Genomic DNA, 16,824 nt, shown 5'->3' with positions numbered 1-16,824 from the left:
TATCAAGTCCATGCACATCGCGTAGGTATTGGGGAACGTCTTTTCTGCGCAGGCGAGGGCGGGCTGTAAATCCAAAACGGGTTTCATTGCCGTATGTGTGGGTAAGTGATGTCATCCTCTCCCTCCAACTTCAACGAGCATTTTCCAGCCTTCAATTTCGAGGCGATGCATTTCTTGGGTGCGGTGATTTTCAACGATCATTTCGAGGATGATGTTAATCAGGTCATCTTTGGGTAAGTCGCGGATATCCTGACCGCGATAAGTGGTGATTGTTAGAAGATCGCTCATCACTTCCCCCTTTCATGCAGTGCAGTGCGGACAACATCGACAAGCGGATGCTGAACGTATGACGGGAAGGTGATACGCCTGTGCCTGTTCATGCCTCGCAAACGGTCAAGAACACAGCGGGTCCATTCGGTATCTTGTTTCAGACTTTCGGCGGTGCTTTCCAGCGAGACGGGCAGATGCTCAAGCCTTTTCTCATAGCCAACAGTACTCCGGTAAGGTCGCCAAATCTGCTCAAGCGCAAACTTCTCAAGATCGGTGATACGCATCTACTCACCGCCCTTCAGGGCTTGGCGACCGGCAGTCGTAAATTCGGCACTGTTTTTGAGAACGTTGGCCTTGATGTGCTCAAAAGCTACAATCGATACATCAACAGCTGTAGTCGCAACGAAGCGGTCTTGTTTTGCAGCAAGCGTCAAAACCATCTGTTGTAGAAATTCCTCGCGGGTCAGCTTCATTCGCTCTGCTCCCCTAGTGGGCTCTCGTCGATCAAACGACGCTTCAACATGGCCAATGCACGGGTGACATGCACAGCGTTGATGCGATCCATCGTTCTGAAATTCTCGATATAACCGTCAGCCTCAGCTTTGATATGCTCATTCTGCGCGGCGAGGATGGTGGAAAGGATTTCATTGGCCAAGTCAGCGGATCGTGACGGAATTACACGTGCGCGATCCCGCCAGATAATTTGCTCCACTTGAGCGACAAGTTCCTTACTCGCCATGGCTAGCCTCTCCAAATTCTTCGACGTATCTACGGGCAAGATCGCGTGCGGCTTCCTCACTCCAATCGAAGCCAGACGCGCCGAATTGAGCGCTTGTGTATTCTCGTGCATACTCTCTCGCCTCTGATGAGGTTACGCCCGGCCAATATCTGAGCATTTCATGGTAGAAAGCGCGGTAATATTTCGTTTTCGAAGTGAACTTTTCAGGCTTCTTTCCCCGTACCAGCTTGGATAGTCTGTCAATGAGGGTCATGGGCGATCTCCAAATTGTGGACGATGTGATTGCTCAATGCAGCGAAATGATAGGGTCTTGAAGCCTTCTATATGCGCTGCCGTGACTTGCTCGCCCTGGAGGTTGATGCCAGTTGAAATGACCTGATTGACCTCGACGGTGCGCTCTTGAGCGAACTTGTTGCATTCTTCTAGCGTGAGAGGTGATGGACCTATCGTGCCTGCGACGACGCCGCTTTTCAGGATTAGAAACCAGATCATGGCTTGGCCTCGTTAAAGTACGAGCGTATGGTTGTTACCAGGAGGACAGCAGTATGACTGAAAACCGATACGATCTTCGCGAGGAAGAAGACGGCTCGTGGACCGTGTTCGACATATTCACGGGTATGCCTGCCGAAGTTAATGGCATTCCGCAGGATGGCCTTGAAATGGAACAGGCTGACGATCTGGTGGACTTGCTCAACCTTCAATACATTCGCCGCCGAACTGTTCAGGAGTGATTGGTCTCTCATGGCTTGGCCTCCAAGGCGGCGCGGAAATCAGAAATAAACTTTCTAGAGTTCACTAAGTCGCAATCATCTTCCCATGCATTGAGGACATCCAACACTAAACGCCCTTTGAAAATCAACTCCTTAACCCGCGCAGTCAGCGCCGCGTTGTCGGCTTCTAAGGTTGCGATCTTATCGACGTATGTCCTCGCAACTGTGCAGGCATTGTCGATTTGACTAATTAGTCCAAGAAGGTCGTCAAATGGATTGAATACTTTGTTCTCAGGGAAATGTTCATGAACAAAGGAAACGACAAGCTGTTTAAGTTCCTTGATAGCCTGTTCCTTCTCCGCCCGTTCCGCCGCAATGATGGCCTCGGCCTGCGATTGGAGGTAGAGGGCTTTTGAAGCTCCTTCGGGCTTATTGAACCACATGCTGCCGTCTTCTTTTATCCAGCAGAATGTATCCAGCGCCGTTGACGCGGGGCGAATGATGTATTCGCGAAGGATAAGGCCCTGCTCCTTCCAAACATCAGCTATTGCGTTGCTGTCGGTAGTGTCGGCGGTGCGCCCGTTAACGTCTGTTTTAGCCCAAAGCACAGTCTCCAACCCCTCGACCGGGGCGGCGGTAGCCTTCGCTTTTTCTGTAAGGCCACCGTCTAGAATTACGGCATCGAACATTGCCTGCCATGCCGTATAAAGGTCGGACCACTCCATATCGTGGCTGCAATGGTAAAGGCCCGCATTCATCATGGCTTCGGTCGGGCTTCGCGGAATAGTCAACTCGCCCTTGACCGGCTCGGCGGGGCGGGTGTTCCAAGCGGCAATGGCTCTGTCAAAGCTTTCGCTAATTTCCTTCTCTACTTCATTAGACATGCCATGCGCCCAATGAACGTTTTCAGGAACATCAAACCAAGAACGCAGGAAGGCTTCTTTTTGGTCAAGCGTCTGCATCGCTGCCTCCTTCTGCAATAGCCCTTTCGATGCGACGGGCGGCTGTTTCGCAGTACCGCTCGTCAATTTCGCAACCAACAGCTTTTCTTCCCTCTAATATTGCGGCGACAATAGTAGAGCCGCTCCCCGCGAATGGGTCGTATACGGTCTCACCCATTACACTACTGCTTTCGATAAGTTGTCTAAGTACATCTACTGGCTTTTCAGTCGGATGGTGCTTCACACGACCACTATTTGGCCGAAGACTACGAAGAATAGACCCCTTGCGCAGTCGTGCTGACAAAGCTCCGTAACCTTTCTCGCGATTAGCTTTGCTAATCTCATAATTGGCGAACACGATTTTCTCATGCTGTGGCCCCCAAGGCGAACTCAGGTCTCCCATCCCTATCATCTCCTTATCCCAGATAAGTTCAGTGATGCCGCACAACGGGAGCTTTGAAAGGTCTAGGCGCCCGCTAAAAATGTAAACGTGGCGTCCGCGCCGGAGGCTCTTGAGAGCGTGTAAGAGACGGTCCTCAACACCTTCAGCATCATCGTCACCAAGAAGGCTGCCCCATTTACCACCGGCTTTGCCGCTGACGAACCCTTGTCCGTAAGGCGGGTCGGTAACGATCAGATCGCACGATGCAGAAACATCTGCGCAATCACCCAGGTACAAGGTAACGTTGCTATTCTCGAAGTAGGGCTTGCTCATTCCGACGCTCCCGGTGAGGCTGGGAGGGGACGCCAGTGGGTGAAAGTGAAGGGCTTCAAGTCCTTATTTCCCACGCAAAGCGTCCCGTTAACTGCCTTAAACCCTTCCGCAGCTACCTTATCCCCGTGCCTATCCACCCCGAAAAACAAGACATGTTCGGGAGGGCACGTCTCAATCGGCAACCAGCCATCCGATAGAGGCTGAGACGAGAGGGCGCTTTCATGCATCTTGACTTCGGTATAATCGTTTGCAGCCTTGAAACGATATTCTGCGAAATCAGGGCCATTCTCATAAGCCCAATCTGCGCCACGAACGTATGCTGCGGTTAGCATTTCCTCCAACGCCTGCGCACGCGGGGATGGGGCGGGTTCGATTGCGGATAGGATGCGAGCGGCATAGTCGGCCTGTGCTGCGGCTTTGGCTTCGTTCATTATGCGAAAGCGGCGCATTGTCGTGTAGCTGTCGACGTACAAAGGCTTTCCGCCTTCCATCCATATACTGATGTCGTATACTCGATCAGTGGCGCATCGTGATCCATGTTGATGATCTGACCACTCCAGCGCCTTCACCTTCACCCCTTGCAGGAAAGGTAGGGCGGCTGTGAGGATTGCAGTCATGCATTCTGCATCTGGCCATGAACGTGACCAGTTGTGCTTTTCTCCCTGACGCTGATATTCGTCCTGTGCCGCCTGTACTGCTTCATCTGGGATGGTCATGGGCGCAAGCCTCCGACGAGTTCACCTGTGCGACGGTCAATGACTTCGCCGGTGATGAGCTTCTTGAAGCGGGAGTTCTTGGAACCGGCCATTGAAGGCTCTTTCCTGATCCCGCGATGCTTTTTTCTGATGTTGGTAATCTTGGCGCGAACCGTTGCCTCTGCTTGCGTTTTTCGCTTGTGATCAGTGTCAAGAACAGCCTGTAGGTTGCTTTCTCGGTTCTCACCACCAAGCCAGAGAGGCACAACGTGATCGTACTCAACCTTATCGCCGGGCTTGAACCTGTGGCCGGTGAGAGCGCACTTGTCGCCCTGCCTATCTCGTATGCGGTCTTTCACATTGTCGGTCGGCATAGAATTGTCGGTCTTGCCGATCCACTCAGGAACTGTGCGCATGCTGCACCTCCGAGAAGTCGGTGAGCGACAGCACGATATCCAGCTCAAGAACACATTCACGGTCGAACTTGCCGCGCACTTCGCGCTCAAGCTGCTTGGTCTTTTCGACTTTCACCGCGTCATGTGGTCGACTGCGAATATGGGCTTTGATGAGAAGGGGCTGGCTCATGCTGCTGCCTTCGCTGTTGCGCCGGGTTCAACGCCGAGCAACCTATCAATTGCAGCGAGAACGGCTTCTTTGCTTTCCTGAAATTCGCGCTTACCCATGGCCTTTAGGCTTTGGCTTTGTGCGGTGTAGACCTTCACGACAGCTTCGTGGAAAACCACGACAGCATAATTGTCCATTGGCTTGATGAAAGCGGCGACCCGTTCGGCTTCTGCCTTGCTTGCGCAGACAACGGTTCGCTCATCAGCATAGCCGCACTTGACCAGCATCTTTTTGCGAAGGTGTTCTGCAGTTGGGTATTCCGCCAGACGATCATCAGGCAATGTTGCCCAAGCATTACCTATCGAAGCGAAATAGTGGTTGTGGCTCGCTTCTGATCGGTCGTGATGTTCGACCATTTTATAGACTTCACCGACGACAAACTGACGATCAGCGCGCGCGGCCCAGTATGGTGAGGCTGGCACCATGGCTTCGCCGTCCCATGTCATAGGAATAGGAGCGCTAGACATTATGCTGCTTCCTTCGCTGGTTCCTGACCGTAAGAGCGGATGCGCTCGATCAGTGCCGCTTTCTCATCGTTGAAGCGGTCAATCTCGTCGGACATGGTTTTGATGTAATCTTCATCGCGGAACACGCGGACGCAAAGCATCGGCAGGCGAGGCCAGTAAGAAACGAAGTCCCACCATTCCCGGTCTGATATCCAAAGATTGCCCTGCACCTGTGCCTTATGCTCTGGCGGCAGGCGGTTGCGCTCCAAGCGGTCGATCTGGATATCGGGAATAGCAGTCTTGATTTCCAAGCCGCCGATCACGCCGATCAGGCTGTCAGGGCTTGCACCCTTTTCGCCGTTGCGGATGAACCCAACTTGGTAAGGGGACACGCCTTCTGATAGCGCATACTTTAGCCGCGCCTCATCCTCCATTGCATTGCCACGATCTGTGTGGATGTTAGAAAACTGTTCGGCAACTTCTCCGGTGATAACCTCTCCAGCTAGCCTACGCATGTACTTACTGCGTGTCTTGCCGTCGCCCTTTGCCATCACAGTGGCAAAATTGCTTGCTGTAGGGATTCCTAATCTTGCTTCAAACCAGCTTTCTGATCCTTGCTGGATGTCATCGAACACTTGAACGCCGCTCATCGAACGTGCCTCCATGTCTTATGTTGAATAATTGAGGATATGTTTGCTGGCGTGACGCTGAAGCGAGCGGCAATAACTTTTCCAAGTACTCCGGAAGTATGCATCTGCCTAATGGATCGGATATCGTCATCGATCAATCGTGACATTCCGTTTTTACTGCCGCGCATAATGGTGCCGTGAGTTATCTTGTCTGCTTCATTCCCTGCAGGAGTATCCCATCTAAGATTCTCGACACGGTTATCGGACGGCTGACCATTATTGTGGCAGCACACATCGCCAACAGTTCCTTTGCCAGTGAATGCTTCGAGGACTAAGCGGTGAACCCATCTCCAATGATGGGAACCGTTTTTGCAAAGTCGCACATTTATGTGCCCACTCTTCGAAATCTTCGTATTTAGCATTATCCCACGGCGTCGCTTGCCGTTCGAAAGGATGCGATCAACGCTCCGAACGCGACCAATGCTTGATACTTCATAGAAGCCTTCAAACGATGGGACCGGTTTCCAGGCTTCAATCATTTCGCTGCGCCATCCATTGCGGCCTTAGCGATGTTCTTTTTCAGAAGCTTTACAGCTTCATCAAAGAATGAAGCAGGCAGGTCGGCCACACAATCGACTTTGTAGGCCTTGCAGAACTCGCTGACATCAACCTTAGCCTCTCCCAGCAAGCGATTGATCTGCTGAAATTGCTGCTTGCTGATAAGTTCGGGCCCTTTAACCGCTGATTTGCCGTCATCGTCATGCGCGACAGCAATTCCAAGAGCTTGCACCAACGAATAGCGCTGGAGGTAGGTAAGGGCTGATCCTATAGCTTGAATAGCATTCTTATTGCCTGATGTGTCAGACGGAGCAGAAATGGTATTTTCTTCTGCGTGACCGTCAACGTGCTCAATGATGCAGGTTACCTGATTGCGTCCATCGTTCTGGGTAGTGCGGAATCGATAGGACAGGCCGTGAGCTGTTATGATTGGGTCAACGGCAGCTGCAATAGCCGCAAAGTCAGCGTACCTTGTGTTATGTCCATCGCGATTCTTGACGATTGGCTTTAGCTCGGCCTTTGCCGCCGCTATTGCCACTGAGAACGAACGTTTAGCTTGATCAGCGGCAAGTTCTTTGCTGACTGCGAGCATTTCCTTTACTGATCCAAGATCAGCGCCACCTTGAATAAGCTGGTAGGCCATCTGCATCGGTGTAAGGTTCGTCACCGATGTTTCGCCACTCTGAACCGGTGCAGTGTTCTCATGCTGAATATCAAGTGCTTGAGCGCTCATGCTGCTGTCCTTTCATGGATGCAGGAAATCGGGTCGATTTCTTCGAGAATTTCATGGAGGATTGGGCGAACGTCTGAGGGCAAGCATCCTGCCAGCAAGTCGAAGATTGCTTCTTTTCGCTCTTCAACTGGTCGACATGTGCTGATTGCGACCAGAAACAAATCGACTTTCGCAAGGGTGAGGTGATCGGCGGTCATGCTGCACCTCTGGCTTTTGCTCTGAGATCATCAATTCGGCGCAATACACGTGGATCGATATCAAGGGCAGAAACGATGTCCAGAATGTCCAGCATCTCAGGGGCAGCAGCAAACGTGTGCGGTGAGAACTTCCCGAAGTAACCGGATATGTCGATGTAGATGTCGTCCCAATCGCCTGTAGCGCGGTTAAAGTTGCTCTGAATGTTGAACTGTCGAGTTGAGGTCGACGGCATCACAGATATTTTCAGCGGTACTTTTTCTTTAGAGCGCATCAGTTTCACTCCGAGCGATTTCCGCCATTGTTTCTGCATGGCAAAGCATGAGAAACGTTGCTGCTGTTGCTGCTATGGCGATGATTAGAAGGGTGAGGGCGAGGGTGCAGAGGATCATTTCGCACCGCCTTCGCGGGCTGCGATCATGGCGTCGGCCCATTCGTAGGCTTCTTTGGCCATAGCTTCTGAATTGTAAGGCCAATCATTATTCATGGACGCCTGCGCGAAGCCGCCCAAAGCCTTCGCAGCGAAGTAATCGCGGAGCGTCATACCGTTGAACGTTTCGTCTTGCTGATCACCGGGAATGGGGAATGCGTTACCGCCCGTTTTAATCTCGGCCATCATCTTACCTCCACCGGCTGTCTGAGCCGATGAAACGGCTTTCATCACTGGTGACAGTGAACAGGTGGGCGTTTTCTTCGATGAAAACTGACTGGTAAGCATCGCGCAGGGCATGACCGAATAGCTTGGCGTTAAAGCCTGTCTGGTTCTTGAGCCACTTTTCAAAGCGATTTGCTGGAAGATTAGCCTTGGCGTATTCAGCTTCTTTGAGGTTCTCGGCCTGTTTTGCGCGGTAGAGCTTCCAAGCCATCTGCATAACGCGCTGCTGGCGGGTGTTATCGCGAGCCTTAACCGCTGGCTTGTTTACCGTCTGCGCAATGCCTGCAAAGGCTCTCGCAAGGTCGTTTCCGGTGATCTGGTATGTGGAGTGCATTTCGTTGCTCCCAACTCGTTTGTTGAGATAACCGTACAAAACGTACGACACATAGTCAAGTACAAAATGTACGATAAAGTGCAAAACGTACGAATATTTTTGACGCCGCCGCAAACCGTGCTAGAATCACAGGCATTGAAGCGCAGAGCGGTAAGCACTGGTTTAAGCATTCAGACAGGGGAGGTTGTTATGTGAACCGCGGCGCGTGGCGCAAAAAAACGGCGCGCAGACCAGTGCGCGCCGGGAGTTGCATCGAGCGAATATGCATTGGTGGGTGGCTCGATGTAGATTAAACCGTATCGTGCGCCTTAAAGTAAATAAACCCTAAGAAGTAGGTTGCCGATAACGCAAGTCTTGAATGAAGAATGCTTTTTAAATACGGGCACAAAAAAGCCCCGCTTTCGCGAGGCTCTGCCCTTGGTAGGGTCTTAGATGCCGATCATGATGAGAGCGGCGGACTTTTACGGGTTAGGTGCGGTTTGTGGATGAACCTGAGGCGCAGGAATCAAGATCACCTGAGGGGCTTGATCTTTCGAGGCAGTAATTGCCTGAGACAATGTCCGATTCAATTCCATAAGGTTGCTATTAATTTTATCTGGCAAGGCGTCAACCTTCACTGCAAGATCACGCACATCCGACTGCGTTGCCTGCTGCGCGGAATACAAAAGGGCCATTGCGCCGATTAAGACGGCCATCATGCCGACCATAACAGCAGACACAATTCCGCTAGCGAATTGGAATGTGCTCCATCCGCCTTCTAAGCGTGTCAGTCTGTTGTTGATATCGGTGGTGCTCATGCCATCAAATGTGCCACTGCCGCCGCCATCTTTCAAGGGGCGGTCAGCTTCGGCGGCAATTTTGTCAGCCTCTGCCTGTCGATTTTTGAAAGCCTCAGTGAAATCATGAACAGTAAATTCAGCCATTGTTGCCCCCGGTTTTCAGGGGCAAGGCAGCTAATGTGTCTGCTATGTGACTGATAGACTTTTGAAGGTTTTTTGTCAGGTCCTTGAAGGCCTCGGATTTCATTTCGTCGGGAACCCAAGGCGAATGCAATTTTGTCAGGTCGCTCATCATTTCGTGAACAATGAGAAATTGGGCCCATATGTCAGCCACCATTTCTGTTGTTACAGGAGTGTCGTCGCCCTTGAATCTTGTTTTAACGCCTTGAACCAAGGCATCTGTAACATTGGCTTTTTCTTCACTCATAATTCACGTCCCGCCTTCAACTTTTCAAACTCTTCTGGCGATAGCGCCGCTTTCAGCACCGTATCCACCTCATCCAGATAGCTTTCCCACATTGGACGGCCTTCAAACTTAGTGTCTTCTGGGACGCCATGCCTGCGACACAGTGCACGGGCGGCTCGTTCGCGGGGTGACTTCTGTCTCGACATAGCGATCTCCATTCATACAGCGCAATGATTATAAATCGATTCTGTTATCCACAGCCAGCATTTGCGGTAGGCTGCTGCCGATCCACAACATCTAGCGGCGACAAAATGCCATTAACCATTCGTTAAGTTCTCCCTAAAATGTTCTTTATTTGTTCTCAATTCTGAGTCATCCTGTCGCACATAACAAGCGTAACAGGGAGTATGGGTAATGGGCATGCAGACTAATTTTATCGTGCAGAGCTACACAAAGGTTAAGGGCGGGAAATTGCAGCCTGATAGCCCATTCATTGCGAAAGACGTGGCCCACGCTCGGCGCACGGCTGAGCGCATGGCTATCAGCAGCCCCATGGTTATAGCCTTTACCAACACCGGCGATGCTGAAACGGGTGATTTCGATCCGCCAAAGCTGATCTATGCCCATGGTGATCAATTGCCACCGGAAGTCGATGAGATGGAAAAGGTATAATCGCGGGGGCGAAATTGATCCGGTATGTTTCAGGTGATGAGGTTCTTGAAAAATCAGCCGTCGATAAGATGATGGATCAGGTTTTATCGAGTGACGAACTTAAAGAGGTCCGGAAGATTGAGCGATACAGCGAGCTTATTGCTGGTTCTCTGGAGTTAATTCATGGTGGTGACTGGATGACGCAGATTGATCACCAGTCCGGGTATGTTCTTGTTCATAAGCGTTAGCCTTGATCGAATTGCTTATGATCGCCATGATCGTATCGACATTTGATTTGTTGAGGCCATCTACACGAAGTAGCATGGCCTCAACTTGTTTCAGGTCGGTAATTTTCTGTGGTGCCTCTTGATCATCGCCAAACAATATCCAGCCTGGGTCTACTCCAAACAGCTCACCATATTTCGCAGCGGCCTTGCGCGAAATCGGCCTATTTCCGTTCTCGTTGCTGATAAGAGTATTTTGATTAAGCTCTTTTAGAGCGCGCGCCGCATCAGTCGGGGTTTTATACCCGGCGTTAATACGCGCTTCTCTCAATCGGTCTTTTGGCTCCATTCGTACATTATGACGCATAATCATCGTTCATAGTGTACGATTTGGCTTGCGAAGTACTCGTACGTTATGTACGATGCCTTCATGATGAACACGCCAAACACTATTACTGACCTTATTGATAGCTGGGGCAAGATTTCAGATTTTGCTCGTGATGTTGGTTGCGGATACGAAGCTGCCCGCCAAATGAGGCGGCGTGACAGTATCGCTCCGGAGCATTGGGACAAGGTTGTCTCCGCTTGCTCTAAGCGCGGCATTAAAGGCGTAACGTATGTTTGGCTTGCTTCAAGGCGGACCCGCGTAAGGGCCAATTCATCAATCCACCAAACCTCAACCCAAATCAGGATTACCCAATGAGCGACGATATTACATCGGAAGCCCAGACAATTGCTGTCGGCCAGTTGCGAGCCTTCATCGAGCGTATTGAGCGCCTCGAAGAAGAAAAGAAGACCATCGGTGAGGATATTTCCGAAGTCTATGCGGAGCTTAAGGGTTCGGGTTTTGACAGCAAAGTCGTCCGCACCATTATCAAGCTTCGTAAGAAGGAAGACCACGAGCGGCAGGAAGAAGAAGCTATGCTTCAGATGTACTGCGATGCTCTGGGAATGGCCTGACCCATGAGTGCGACCGTATATCCCACACAAGACGGTAATTTCATTGCGACTTGCCAGATCACTGGACGAGGCGCGAGCGGTCGCAGTCATCATCATGCTTTAAAAAACCTCCTTTCGTCTGCGTCTCCCGCCTCCCAAGCAGCAGACGAGAAAAGCCTCACCGCCTTCAATAAGCGCGGTGAGGCTCTCCTTTCGAGCGAGGGCGGCGATGAGGAATAAACCTCGCTCAATCTCAAATCTCAGAACTTGCGGGGCGCTTTTTGCGCGTTCTTTCAAGTCCAGCATTGTCTCCCGCAACAGTGGGCGCGGGGTGCTGGCGTGCGGTGGCAGGTCTCTTAATCTGAACCTTGAACACTTCGCCGCGCTTTTCCGCGTCCTCGTCATTTCTTCGGGCTATCGCGGCTTTACGAGCGTTTTGCAGAACTCTCCATGCCGCCGTCCCGATGAACTCCAAATCATCACTCCCCGTTCAGTTTCGTTTCAGGCTCTCCATGTCCTGAAACGTAACGTGGAGTTTTTCCGAGATGTCAGAAAATCCTTCCGAGGATCAAGAAATGCATAGTGTGTGTGAAGCCTCCAACTTGTTGCAGAAGCGCATAGCGCCGCCATCAGTTGCGGCCTCAGTCTCTGCACGTATTCGCCACGCCGCAAGGCGTCTTGGCTGGTCTTACAGCCGCACCAAGAACGTTTGGTATCGCGAAGCAAAAACCATCCATAGCCACGAAATGAACCGCGTCGAAGAAATCGCGGGTCTATCTAAAGCGCGGGACACTCTCCATGAAATCGACCAATACATCGAACGGGCCGAAAGCATCTTGGCCGAAAGCGATCCGAGTTTGGCTCGCCCATTCGCTGCTGCGATGCGGGCGTTCTTTAGCGCTCTGGATAGCGCCGGAGCTGGTAAATCCAATGGCGAAGACCGGCATAGTTCAGACGCTCGTTGAGTGGACAATCGTCATATTCATGATTGTTTTCCCTCCGCTGGCCGTTGCGGCACTTTATGCGAAGTGGTGGTCTTGATGAGACGAGCAGCAAAACGCGACACTTCCGAGCCTCAGATCGTTGATGCTCTAAAGGCCTGCGGTTTTAGCGTATTCCGCATGGACCAACCCGTTGATCTTCTCGCGGGCTTCCGGGGCATCTCATATCTTGTGGAAGTGAAATCCGGCTCCAAGGGCTATGCGAAGTCGCTGAATGAAAATCAGCAGACTTTTGCGGCGCAGTGGAACGGCTCTCCTGTGTTTATTCTTCGTAGCGAGGCGGACGCAATTGCGTGGGCGCAGTCTGTAGCTGCCAATGATGATCTTGGCGACTGGCAGCACATTGGCGACCCCACCGCCGCAGTCATTGAGCGCTTGAGGGCAAAGATATGAACGCCATTCCAGATCAAAAGAGCTTCGTCATTGAACTGGAGCAGGAAGTGCTAGCAAGCCTATTGCTGGGTGGTGCTTTTAATCGCGTCGTTTCCATCCTGGAGCCGCATCATTTCCTTGAGCAGTTTCATGTCCATGTCTTTGAAGCAATTCGAGCCGCTCATGAGCGGTTCAATTCCACTCGCCCGAATATCGTTATTAAACTGATCGATGAAAGCGTGCAGGAAGGTTATAAGACAGCAACCGGTCAAACGGCTTTAAGCTATCTCAATCACCTTGCAGTCAGCGCCGTCCACGGTATCGCTGGATTGGAAAAATCTGCGAAGCGTGTTGTCGATCAGTGGGCAAAAGCCCAGCTTGCCAAAGAAGCCTTGATGCTTCTTGAGGCTGCAAACGATCCGGCATCCAGCCCGCTCGATCTCGTTAAATCAACTGGCATGGCGTTCGATGATATTCTCGCTGATGTTCGTCGCGGCCCTCGTCGCAAGTCCCAAATTACGATCATGAACGCAGCACAGAATGCATTTGCTGCCGCCAAGGAAGCGCAGGAGCGCGGGACTGGCTTAACGGGCCTGACTTGGGGTCTGACTGACGTAAACCGCGCTACCGGCGGCATTCACAAGCGCGATCTGACATTGATCGGCGGACGCCCCTCGATGGGTAAAACGACTGTTGGTCTTTCCACATGCCTAAAGGTAGCAAAGGCTGGTCACGGTGTTGGCTTCGTCTCCTTGGAGATGGACGCCGATAAGCTGGCAGCACGCGGCGTCACTGACTTTGCATATGACTGGAACGTCAAGGTTCCGTATCAGGAGCTTATCACTGGCAATGTGTCGGTGTCTGATCTGGATAGCCTGCAATCCGCATCGCGAAGCCTTGAAGAACTTCCGCTACTGATCGAAGAACAATCCGGCCTATCCATGACGGATATTCGCATCAAGCTTGAAAGCATGATGTTGAAAATGGAGGAAGCTGGCAAGCCGCTAGAGATGCTCATGATTGATCATCTCGGGCTTATCAAAGCTTCAAATCGCTATTCCGGCAATCGTACCAACGAAGTCGCGGAAATGACTTCTGGGCTCAAGTCTCTGGCGCGTGAATACGGCATTGCTGTTGTTCTTCTCTCGCAGCTTAACCGTGGGCTGGAAAGTCAAACCGACAAGCGGCCGCAGCTTTCATCATTGCGTGACAGTGGCGCAATCGAACAGGACGCGGACACAATCATCTTTCTTTATCGTGAGGCCTATTATCTCCAGCGCGATAACACAGATGATGTTTCCAAAAAGGCAGACAACGCAGCCAAGCTTCTCGACTGCGAAAACAAGCTTGAATTTGCCATAGCCAAACAGCGAAACGGGCCAGTCACTTCAATTGACCTGTTTGTCGATGTCGCATGCTCCGCTGTCCGAAACTTTGAGAGGTTCAGATGAGCGTTCAGGCAATCACATGGGCTGTGTCCTTTGATGCGGAGAACGCCACGGAAAAGGCAGTTCTTCTGATCCTGGCAAACTATTCCGATGGTAACGGCGTTTGCTTCCCCGGCCAGCAAAACATTGCACGTCAAGCATCTTGTTCTGACCGATCGGTGCGCCGTGTTCTCGACAATCTGGAAGAGCGCGGAATTATCCGTCGCGTCATGCGCCGCCGTGGTGACGGAACGCGCACAAGCGACCGCATTATTCTTGTTGCATTTCAGCAAGCGGCCAATTTGACCGCTTGTGATGAGCAAGAGGACAATCTGTCCAAATCAACCGGACAACCTGTCAAAACCAACCGGCCAATTTGTCACGACCAACCGGACAACCTGTCCGGGCTCACTACGTTTGAACCGTCAGTGAACCACCAGCAGCCGCAGGCGGGCGCAAGCAAGCCAGAAACCGATTACGATAATCTCCAAAACAAACTCATCGAAGCAGCCGGAGACAAGATCCAGCCTCATGGCGTTTTTGATCTCAGCGCAATTATCGGGCTGATTGGTGCTGGTGTCGATCTCAACACCGATATTCTGCCAACCATCAAGGCTCGCTGCGCCAAGATGCGCAGCCCTGCACGAGGATGGGCGTACTTCACCGATGCAATCCGGGATGCTTACAGCCGCCGTGTAGCCGCAGGCGAGGGGCTGGCAAAGACGGTCCGCGCCGTGACGCCCGATGAAGAGCTAGCGCCTGATGTTCTCGAAGCTGAATGGCAGAAACGTCTTAGCTATGCACGCAAGAGCCGTAGCTGGTTCACAGCAGTATGGGGCCCAATGCCCGGTAAAGACAGTTGTCGCGTTCCTTCGCATCTTCTCCAACCAAATGACGGTCAATTCCCGCAGGGCGGTGACTGGCTCGAACAAGCACCAGTGAGGGCAGCATAATGAAGCACAACACCAGCACCTGTCCGCTTTGGCTATTCCGATCAGGCAAGGACACATTTGAGATTGCAGCCATTCTTCACGTCTCTGAGCAGGAAGTAGAGCGTCGCATTCACATCATCCGCAGCTATGAAACACGCAAGAAGGCTCGCTTTGAGCGCCCCGGCGAACAAGCGGCATAGGAGAGGGCGATGGGAAAGACATTCGCAATCGCCGATCTGCATGGGCGGTATGATCTGCTGGAGAAGGCTATTGAGCAGATAGAGCTATCCAGTCATTCAGGTGGAACCGTGGTTTTTACCGGCGATTACGTTGATCGCGGGCCGCATAGTGCGCAAATCATTGATCGACTGATGAAGGGACCGGACGACACGCACCGCTGGAAGTGGGTATGTCTCCAAGGCAATCACGAAGACATGCTTTTGCAATCCATCAAGCAGCCTTTGCTGGCAGTTCAATGGTGGGTGCCAAATGGCGGTGGCGCAACACTGATTTCTTACGGTGCTAAAGAGGGCGACAGCATTGTTGCAGCTATGGGCTTGATTCCGGCAGATCATATAGCTTGGCTCAAATCCCTCCCTCTCATGCACAAAGATGCACACAGGATTTTCGTGCACGCTGCCGTCGACGAAACAATCCCGCTCGATGAGCAGACCGCCCATACAATGCAATGGATGCTTTATCCGGATGGGTATCAGGGCGGTCACGGCAATCGTCATGTCGTGCATGGTCATCATCAATTTGCAGAAGGCCCAATGCTTTACGAGGGCCGAACAGACTTAGACACATTCGCTTGGAAGACTGGCCGCTTAGTGGTCGGTGTATTCGATGATGAACGGGCTGGCGGGCCTGCATCATTCATCGAAGTTCTTGGCGATCCAGCATAACCCCAGGCGATGAGGAAACAGGCATGGCGGCGAAGACCAAGACCGAGCGTCGAAAGTTAAGGCTTCTGGAACAGGCTCAAGCAAGAGCCAGTCAGTGGAAGCCTAAAGAGGATATCGTCTTCATGGACGTTGATAATCCTTTTTACAGCAGGGCGCACAAGGTAAGTACGGATAACCCGAAAAAGATCACTGCAGCTATGAATGCAAAGGAAAGTGCAATTTCCAGCATGGCGGCGCGTGGTCATCTGAGTGTTGCCCATATCCGAGCAGCGAAGACTTTCTGTTCACTATGGGAGGCCATTGGTGGCGCAGGAGCCAAGGCTATCGATTATTCGCGAGCCAAGGTAGACGGCGGTAAGAACGCGCAAGATATTTCAGACAAGCAGCTGCAGGCAGGCGTGGAATTGAAAAAATGCTCCGATCTTCTGGGTATTCTCGGTTACGAGTTGGTAGTTCGCACCGCAGGTATGGGAATGACTATCGAAGACATAGCGGGCAAAGAGCGCCGACGTCGAGATCATGCAACTGACAGCCTTCGAGGATGTTTAGAGGTACTGGCCGTCCGGTGGGGGTATTCAAACGCAAAGATAAGAGGGTGGGCGGCATGAAAGGCCCCGCCGGAGCGGGGCATTCATCAAGCAGCTTCAAGCTCATGTATTTCTGCAAGTTCATCCTTAATCGCGGCAGCTTCCGTCTTAAGGTCATAGCTTGCTTGCATGTTCATCCAAAACTCCGGCGTAGTACGAAAGAATTTGGCAAGGCGCAATGCAGTATCAGGCGTCAAAGAGGTGTGTTCTTTAGCCAAACGCTCGATACGAGTGCGCGGGACATTCAGTTCTTTGGCGAGTGCTCCGGCACTCATATTAAGCGGCACGAGATATTCTTCACGAAGGATTTCACCAGGGTGAACCGGGGGTAAAATACTGAGTGTCATAGGAACCTCC

36 protein-coding genes are annotated in these 16,824 nt (G+C 51.9%); 11 read left to right on the top strand and 25 right to left on the bottom strand.

Annotated elements, in window-relative coordinates:
• Nucleotides 1–111 precede the first annotated feature (111 nt).
• From OIV19_RS20430 to OIV19_RS20405, 6 genes are read right to left on the bottom strand one after another with little or no spacing between them, the layout of a single operon-like run.
• On the bottom strand, nt 112–288 hold the full coding sequence (locus OIV19_RS20430; protein ID WP_264233444.1) for a hypothetical protein: 177 nt from the start codon (nt 286–288) through the stop codon (nt 112–114).
• Nucleotides 288–554 (bottom strand): hypothetical protein, encoded by a 267-nt coding sequence (locus OIV19_RS20425; RefSeq protein WP_264233442.1) that lies wholly within the window; start codon nt 552–554, stop codon nt 288–290. Before OIV19_RS20425 ends, OIV19_RS20430 begins: the two co-directional genes overlap by 1 nt.
• The gene (locus OIV19_RS20420) at nt 555–743 is read right to left on the bottom strand and encodes a hypothetical protein (protein ID WP_264233440.1); all 189 of its coding nucleotides are present in this window, start codon (nt 741–743) and stop codon (nt 555–557) included.
• On the bottom strand, nt 740–1,009 hold the full coding sequence (locus OIV19_RS20415; protein WP_264233438.1) for a hypothetical protein: 270 nt from the start codon (nt 1,007–1,009) through the stop codon (nt 740–742). Before OIV19_RS20415 ends, OIV19_RS20420 begins: the two co-directional genes overlap by 4 nt.
• Nucleotides 999–1,262 carry a hypothetical protein gene (locus OIV19_RS20410; protein WP_264233437.1) on the bottom strand — a complete coding sequence of 88 codons (264 nt, stop codon included), beginning with the start codon at nt 1,260–1,262 and terminating at the stop codon, nt 999–1,001. The genes OIV19_RS20415 and OIV19_RS20410 overlap by 11 nt, the downstream gene beginning before the upstream one ends.
• Complete coding sequence (locus OIV19_RS20405; RefSeq protein WP_264233433.1) at nt 1,259–1,501, bottom strand: hypothetical protein; 243 nt, start codon at nt 1,499–1,501, stop codon at nt 1,259–1,261. Before OIV19_RS20405 ends, OIV19_RS20410 begins: the two co-directional genes overlap by 4 nt.
• Before the next feature lie 53 nt (nt 1,502–1,554).
• Between OIV19_RS20405 and OIV19_RS20400 the strand changes: the two genes are divergently transcribed.
• Nucleotides 1,555–1,740: a hypothetical protein gene (locus tag OIV19_RS20400; RefSeq protein ID WP_264233431.1), complete on the top strand. Its 186-nt coding sequence runs from the start codon at nt 1,555–1,557 to the stop codon at nt 1,738–1,740.
• Nucleotides 1,741–1,748: 8 nt separating this feature from the next.
• Here OIV19_RS20400 and OIV19_RS20395 read toward each other — a convergent pair whose 3' ends face one another.
• The 17 genes from OIV19_RS20395 to OIV19_RS20315 all read right to left on the bottom strand — a co-directional run bounded on the left by OIV19_RS20395 (nt 1,749) and on the right by OIV19_RS20315 (nt 9,635).
• Nucleotides 1,749–2,681 (bottom strand): hypothetical protein, encoded by a 933-nt coding sequence (locus tag OIV19_RS20395; protein WP_264233430.1) that lies wholly within the window; start codon nt 2,679–2,681, stop codon nt 1,749–1,751.
• Entirely contained in the window at nt 2,668–3,375 is a 708-nt protein-coding gene (locus OIV19_RS20390; protein ID WP_264233427.1) for a DNA methyltransferase, read from the bottom strand. Before OIV19_RS20390 ends, OIV19_RS20395 begins: the two co-directional genes overlap by 14 nt.
• Nucleotides 3,372–4,091, bottom strand: a complete 720-nt coding sequence (locus tag OIV19_RS20385) for a hypothetical protein (protein ID WP_264233425.1) — start codon at nt 4,089–4,091, stop codon at nt 3,372–3,374. The genes OIV19_RS20390 and OIV19_RS20385 overlap by 4 nt, the downstream gene beginning before the upstream one ends.
• The gene (locus OIV19_RS20380; protein ID WP_264233423.1) at nt 4,088–4,486 is read right to left on the bottom strand and encodes an HNH endonuclease signature motif containing protein; all 399 of its coding nucleotides are present in this window, start codon (nt 4,484–4,486) and stop codon (nt 4,088–4,090) included. Before OIV19_RS20380 ends, OIV19_RS20385 begins: the two co-directional genes overlap by 4 nt.
• Nucleotides 4,470–4,655: a hypothetical protein gene (locus OIV19_RS20375; protein WP_264233420.1), complete on the bottom strand. Its 186-nt coding sequence runs from the start codon at nt 4,653–4,655 to the stop codon at nt 4,470–4,472. Before OIV19_RS20375 ends, OIV19_RS20380 begins: the two co-directional genes overlap by 17 nt.
• Nucleotides 4,652–5,161, bottom strand: coding sequence for a hypothetical protein (locus tag OIV19_RS20370; RefSeq protein ID WP_264233418.1), 510 nt, complete (start codon nt 5,159–5,161; stop codon nt 4,652–4,654). Before OIV19_RS20370 ends, OIV19_RS20375 begins: the two co-directional genes overlap by 4 nt.
• Nucleotides 5,161–5,790, bottom strand: a complete 630-nt coding sequence (locus OIV19_RS20365) for a lambda exonuclease family protein (RefSeq protein ID WP_264233417.1) — start codon at nt 5,788–5,790, stop codon at nt 5,161–5,163. The genes OIV19_RS20370 and OIV19_RS20365 overlap by 1 nt, the downstream gene beginning before the upstream one ends.
• The gene (locus OIV19_RS20360; protein WP_369698106.1) at nt 5,787–6,308 is read right to left on the bottom strand and encodes an NUMOD4 domain-containing protein; all 522 of its coding nucleotides are present in this window, start codon (nt 6,306–6,308) and stop codon (nt 5,787–5,789) included. The genes OIV19_RS20365 and OIV19_RS20360 overlap by 4 nt, the downstream gene beginning before the upstream one ends.
• On the bottom strand, nt 6,305–7,060 hold the full coding sequence (locus tag OIV19_RS20355) for an ERF family protein (protein ID WP_264233415.1): 756 nt from the start codon (nt 7,058–7,060) through the stop codon (nt 6,305–6,307). Before OIV19_RS20355 ends, OIV19_RS20360 begins: the two co-directional genes overlap by 4 nt.
• Nucleotides 7,057–7,257 (bottom strand): hypothetical protein, encoded by a 201-nt coding sequence (locus OIV19_RS20350; RefSeq protein WP_264233413.1) that lies wholly within the window; start codon nt 7,255–7,257, stop codon nt 7,057–7,059. The genes OIV19_RS20355 and OIV19_RS20350 overlap by 4 nt, the downstream gene beginning before the upstream one ends.
• Nucleotides 7,254–7,529 (bottom strand): hypothetical protein, encoded by a 276-nt coding sequence (locus OIV19_RS20345; RefSeq protein WP_264233410.1) that lies wholly within the window; start codon nt 7,527–7,529, stop codon nt 7,254–7,256. Before OIV19_RS20345 ends, OIV19_RS20350 begins: the two co-directional genes overlap by 4 nt.
• Nucleotides 7,519–7,647, bottom strand: coding sequence for a hypothetical protein (locus tag OIV19_RS20340; RefSeq protein WP_264233408.1), 129 nt, complete (start codon nt 7,645–7,647; stop codon nt 7,519–7,521). Before OIV19_RS20340 ends, OIV19_RS20345 begins: the two co-directional genes overlap by 11 nt.
• Nucleotides 7,644–7,874: a hypothetical protein gene (locus OIV19_RS20335; RefSeq protein WP_264233406.1), complete on the bottom strand. Its 231-nt coding sequence runs from the start codon at nt 7,872–7,874 to the stop codon at nt 7,644–7,646. Before OIV19_RS20335 ends, OIV19_RS20340 begins: the two co-directional genes overlap by 4 nt.
• 1 nt (nt 7,875) lies before the next feature.
• Nucleotides 7,876–8,244, bottom strand: a complete 369-nt coding sequence (locus OIV19_RS20330; RefSeq protein ID WP_264233404.1) for a hypothetical protein — start codon at nt 8,242–8,244, stop codon at nt 7,876–7,878.
• Between the two features lie 461 nt (nt 8,245–8,705).
• The gene (locus OIV19_RS20325) at nt 8,706–9,167 is read right to left on the bottom strand and encodes a hypothetical protein (RefSeq protein ID WP_264233402.1); all 462 of its coding nucleotides are present in this window, start codon (nt 9,165–9,167) and stop codon (nt 8,706–8,708) included.
• A complete protein-coding gene (locus tag OIV19_RS20320) occupies nt 9,160–9,450 on the bottom strand; it encodes a hypothetical protein (protein ID WP_264233400.1) in 291 nt (96 codons plus the stop codon). The genes OIV19_RS20325 and OIV19_RS20320 overlap by 8 nt, the downstream gene beginning before the upstream one ends.
• The gene (locus OIV19_RS20315; RefSeq protein ID WP_264233397.1) at nt 9,447–9,635 is read right to left on the bottom strand and encodes a hypothetical protein; all 189 of its coding nucleotides are present in this window, start codon (nt 9,633–9,635) and stop codon (nt 9,447–9,449) included. Before OIV19_RS20315 ends, OIV19_RS20320 begins: the two co-directional genes overlap by 4 nt.
• A gap of 214 nt (nt 9,636–9,849) precedes the next feature.
• Here OIV19_RS20315 and OIV19_RS20310 point away from each other — a divergent pair, with 214 nt between their 5' ends.
• The gene (locus OIV19_RS20310) at nt 9,850–10,101 is read left to right on the top strand and encodes a hypothetical protein (protein ID WP_264233395.1); all 252 of its coding nucleotides are present in this window, start codon (nt 9,850–9,852) and stop codon (nt 10,099–10,101) included.
• 135 nt (nt 10,102–10,236) lie between these two features.
• Here the strand turns inward: OIV19_RS20310 and OIV19_RS20305 are convergent, their stop codons facing one another.
• The gene (locus OIV19_RS20305) at nt 10,237–10,671 is read right to left on the bottom strand and encodes a helix-turn-helix transcriptional regulator (protein ID WP_319637624.1); all 435 of its coding nucleotides are present in this window, start codon (nt 10,669–10,671) and stop codon (nt 10,237–10,239) included.
• 332 nt (nt 10,672–11,003) lie between these two features.
• Here OIV19_RS20305 and OIV19_RS20300 point away from each other — a divergent pair, with 332 nt between their 5' ends.
• The 9 genes from OIV19_RS20300 (at nt 11,004) to OIV19_RS20260 (ending at nt 16,488) form a co-directional block, all read left to right on the top strand.
• Nucleotides 11,004–11,264: a DUF2312 domain-containing protein gene (locus OIV19_RS20300; RefSeq protein ID WP_264233393.1), complete on the top strand. Its 261-nt coding sequence runs from the start codon at nt 11,004–11,006 to the stop codon at nt 11,262–11,264.
• A 3-nt stretch (nt 11,265–11,267) separates the two neighbouring features.
• Entirely contained in the window at nt 11,268–11,483 is a 216-nt protein-coding gene (locus tag OIV19_RS20295; protein ID WP_264233391.1) for a hypothetical protein, read from the top strand.
• A 335-nt stretch (nt 11,484–11,818) separates the two neighbouring features.
• Nucleotides 11,819–12,208: a hypothetical protein gene (locus OIV19_RS20290; RefSeq protein ID WP_264233390.1), complete on the top strand. Its 390-nt coding sequence runs from the start codon at nt 11,819–11,821 to the stop codon at nt 12,206–12,208.
• A 75-nt stretch (nt 12,209–12,283) separates the two neighbouring features.
• Entirely contained in the window at nt 12,284–12,637 is a 354-nt protein-coding gene (locus tag OIV19_RS20285; protein ID WP_264233387.1) for a hypothetical protein, read from the top strand.
• Nucleotides 12,634–14,067: a DnaB-like helicase C-terminal domain-containing protein gene (locus OIV19_RS20280; protein ID WP_264233386.1), complete on the top strand. Its 1,434-nt coding sequence runs from the start codon at nt 12,634–12,636 to the stop codon at nt 14,065–14,067. The genes OIV19_RS20285 and OIV19_RS20280 overlap by 4 nt, the downstream gene beginning before the upstream one ends.
• Entirely contained in the window at nt 14,064–14,996 is a 933-nt protein-coding gene (locus OIV19_RS20275) for a helix-turn-helix domain-containing protein (protein ID WP_264233384.1), read from the top strand. The genes OIV19_RS20280 and OIV19_RS20275 overlap by 4 nt, the downstream gene beginning before the upstream one ends.
• Complete coding sequence (locus OIV19_RS20270) at nt 14,996–15,175, top strand: hypothetical protein (RefSeq protein ID WP_264233382.1); 180 nt, start codon at nt 14,996–14,998, stop codon at nt 15,173–15,175. The genes OIV19_RS20275 and OIV19_RS20270 overlap by 1 nt, the downstream gene beginning before the upstream one ends.
• A gap of 9 nt (nt 15,176–15,184) precedes the next feature.
• On the top strand, nt 15,185–15,880 hold the full coding sequence (locus tag OIV19_RS20265; RefSeq protein ID WP_264233381.1) for a metallophosphoesterase: 696 nt from the start codon (nt 15,185–15,187) through the stop codon (nt 15,878–15,880).
• Between the two features lie 23 nt (nt 15,881–15,903).
• Entirely contained in the window at nt 15,904–16,488 is a 585-nt protein-coding gene (locus OIV19_RS20260) for a hypothetical protein (RefSeq protein ID WP_264233379.1), read from the top strand.
• 26 nt (nt 16,489–16,514) lie between these two features.
• Here OIV19_RS20260 and OIV19_RS20255 read toward each other — a convergent pair whose 3' ends face one another.
• Complete coding sequence (locus OIV19_RS20255; protein WP_264233377.1) at nt 16,515–16,814, bottom strand: HigA family addiction module antitoxin; 300 nt, start codon at nt 16,812–16,814, stop codon at nt 16,515–16,517.
• Between the last annotated feature and the right edge of the window lie 10 nt (nt 16,815–16,824).

It is taken from the genome of Brucella sp. HL-2 (genome assembly GCF_025846885.2).
Lineage (GTDB): Bacteria > Pseudomonadota > Alphaproteobacteria > Rhizobiales > Rhizobiaceae > Brucella > Brucella quorumnocens.
Note: the sequence above shows the minus strand (reverse complement) of the source record. Positions and strands in the feature narration are given on the sequence as shown.

What these genes read in the sequence shown, in the direction of transcription:
- OIV19_RS20430 (WP_264233444.1), bottom strand. Translation starts at nt 288, where the DNA reads ATGAGCGATCTTCTAACAATCACCACTTATCGCGGTCAGGATATCCGC.
- OIV19_RS20425 (WP_264233442.1), bottom strand. Translation starts at nt 554, where the DNA reads ATGCGTATCACCGATCTTGAGAAGTTTGCGCTTGAGCAGATTTGGCGA.
- OIV19_RS20420 (WP_264233440.1), bottom strand. Translation starts at nt 743, where the DNA reads ATGAAGCTGACCCGCGAGGAATTTCTACAACAGATGGTTTTGACGCTT.
- OIV19_RS20415 (WP_264233438.1), bottom strand. Translation starts at nt 1,009, where the DNA reads ATGGCGAGTAAGGAACTTGTCGCTCAAGTGGAGCAAATTATCTGGCGG.
- OIV19_RS20410 (WP_264233437.1), bottom strand. Translation starts at nt 1,262, where the DNA reads ATGACCCTCATTGACAGACTATCCAAGCTGGTACGGGGAAAGAAGCCT.
- OIV19_RS20405 (WP_264233433.1), bottom strand. Translation starts at nt 1,501, where the DNA reads ATGATCTGGTTTCTAATCCTGAAAAGCGGCGTCGTCGCAGGCACGATA.
- OIV19_RS20400 (WP_264233431.1), top strand. Translation starts at nt 1,555, where the DNA reads ATGACTGAAAACCGATACGATCTTCGCGAGGAAGAAGACGGCTCGTGG.
- OIV19_RS20395 (WP_264233430.1), bottom strand. Translation starts at nt 2,681, where the DNA reads ATGCAGACGCTTGACCAAAAAGAAGCCTTCCTGCGTTCTTGGTTTGAT.
- OIV19_RS20390 (WP_264233427.1), bottom strand. Translation starts at nt 3,375, where the DNA reads ATGAGCAAGCCCTACTTCGAGAATAGCAACGTTACCTTGTACCTGGGT.
- OIV19_RS20385 (WP_264233425.1), bottom strand. Translation starts at nt 4,091, where the DNA reads ATGACCATCCCAGATGAAGCAGTACAGGCGGCACAGGACGAATATCAG.
- OIV19_RS20380 (WP_264233423.1), bottom strand. Translation starts at nt 4,486, where the DNA reads ATGCGCACAGTTCCTGAGTGGATCGGCAAGACCGACAATTCTATGCCG.
- OIV19_RS20375 (WP_264233420.1), bottom strand. Translation starts at nt 4,655, where the DNA reads ATGAGCCAGCCCCTTCTCATCAAAGCCCATATTCGCAGTCGACCACAT.
- OIV19_RS20370 (WP_264233418.1), bottom strand. Translation starts at nt 5,161, where the DNA reads ATGTCTAGCGCTCCTATTCCTATGACATGGGACGGCGAAGCCATGGTG.
- OIV19_RS20365 (WP_264233417.1), bottom strand. Translation starts at nt 5,790, where the DNA reads ATGAGCGGCGTTCAAGTGTTCGATGACATCCAGCAAGGATCAGAAAGC.
- OIV19_RS20360 (WP_369698106.1), bottom strand. Translation starts at nt 6,308, where the DNA reads ATGATTGAAGCCTGGAAACCGGTCCCATCGTTTGAAGGCTTCTATGAA.
- OIV19_RS20355 (WP_264233415.1), bottom strand. Translation starts at nt 7,060, where the DNA reads ATGAGCGCTCAAGCACTTGATATTCAGCATGAGAACACTGCACCGGTT.
- OIV19_RS20350 (WP_264233413.1), bottom strand. Translation starts at nt 7,257, where the DNA reads ATGACCGCCGATCACCTCACCCTTGCGAAAGTCGATTTGTTTCTGGTC.
- OIV19_RS20345 (WP_264233410.1), bottom strand. Translation starts at nt 7,529, where the DNA reads ATGCGCTCTAAAGAAAAAGTACCGCTGAAAATATCTGTGATGCCGTCG.
- OIV19_RS20340 (WP_264233408.1), bottom strand. Translation starts at nt 7,647, where the DNA reads ATGATCCTCTGCACCCTCGCCCTCACCCTTCTAATCATCGCCATAGCA.
- OIV19_RS20335 (WP_264233406.1), bottom strand. Translation starts at nt 7,874, where the DNA reads ATGATGGCCGAGATTAAAACGGGCGGTAACGCATTCCCCATTCCCGGT.
- OIV19_RS20330 (WP_264233404.1), bottom strand. Translation starts at nt 8,244, where the DNA reads ATGCACTCCACATACCAGATCACCGGAAACGACCTTGCGAGAGCCTTT.
- OIV19_RS20325 (WP_264233402.1), bottom strand. Translation starts at nt 9,167, where the DNA reads ATGGCTGAATTTACTGTTCATGATTTCACTGAGGCTTTCAAAAATCGA.
- OIV19_RS20320 (WP_264233400.1), bottom strand. Translation starts at nt 9,450, where the DNA reads ATGAGTGAAGAAAAAGCCAATGTTACAGATGCCTTGGTTCAAGGCGTT.
- OIV19_RS20315 (WP_264233397.1), bottom strand. Translation starts at nt 9,635, where the DNA reads ATGTCGAGACAGAAGTCACCCCGCGAACGAGCCGCCCGTGCACTGTGT.
- OIV19_RS20310 (WP_264233395.1), top strand. Translation starts at nt 9,850, where the DNA reads ATGCAGACTAATTTTATCGTGCAGAGCTACACAAAGGTTAAGGGCGGG.
- OIV19_RS20305 (WP_319637624.1), bottom strand. Translation starts at nt 10,671, where the DNA reads ATGCGTCATAATGTACGAATGGAGCCAAAAGACCGATTGAGAGAAGCG.
- OIV19_RS20300 (WP_264233393.1), top strand. Translation starts at nt 11,004, where the DNA reads ATGAGCGACGATATTACATCGGAAGCCCAGACAATTGCTGTCGGCCAG.
- OIV19_RS20295 (WP_264233391.1), top strand. Translation starts at nt 11,268, where the DNA reads ATGAGTGCGACCGTATATCCCACACAAGACGGTAATTTCATTGCGACT.
- OIV19_RS20290 (WP_264233390.1), top strand. Translation starts at nt 11,819, where the DNA reads ATGCATAGTGTGTGTGAAGCCTCCAACTTGTTGCAGAAGCGCATAGCG.
- OIV19_RS20285 (WP_264233387.1), top strand. Translation starts at nt 12,284, where the DNA reads ATGAGACGAGCAGCAAAACGCGACACTTCCGAGCCTCAGATCGTTGAT.
- OIV19_RS20280 (WP_264233386.1), top strand. Translation starts at nt 12,634, where the DNA reads ATGAACGCCATTCCAGATCAAAAGAGCTTCGTCATTGAACTGGAGCAG.
- OIV19_RS20275 (WP_264233384.1), top strand. Translation starts at nt 14,064, where the DNA reads ATGAGCGTTCAGGCAATCACATGGGCTGTGTCCTTTGATGCGGAGAAC.
- OIV19_RS20270 (WP_264233382.1), top strand. Translation starts at nt 14,996, where the DNA reads ATGAAGCACAACACCAGCACCTGTCCGCTTTGGCTATTCCGATCAGGC.
- OIV19_RS20265 (WP_264233381.1), top strand. Translation starts at nt 15,185, where the DNA reads ATGGGAAAGACATTCGCAATCGCCGATCTGCATGGGCGGTATGATCTG.
- OIV19_RS20260 (WP_264233379.1), top strand. Translation starts at nt 15,904, where the DNA reads ATGGCGGCGAAGACCAAGACCGAGCGTCGAAAGTTAAGGCTTCTGGAA.
- OIV19_RS20255 (WP_264233377.1), bottom strand. Translation starts at nt 16,814, where the DNA reads ATGACACTCAGTATTTTACCCCCGGTTCACCCTGGTGAAATCCTTCGT.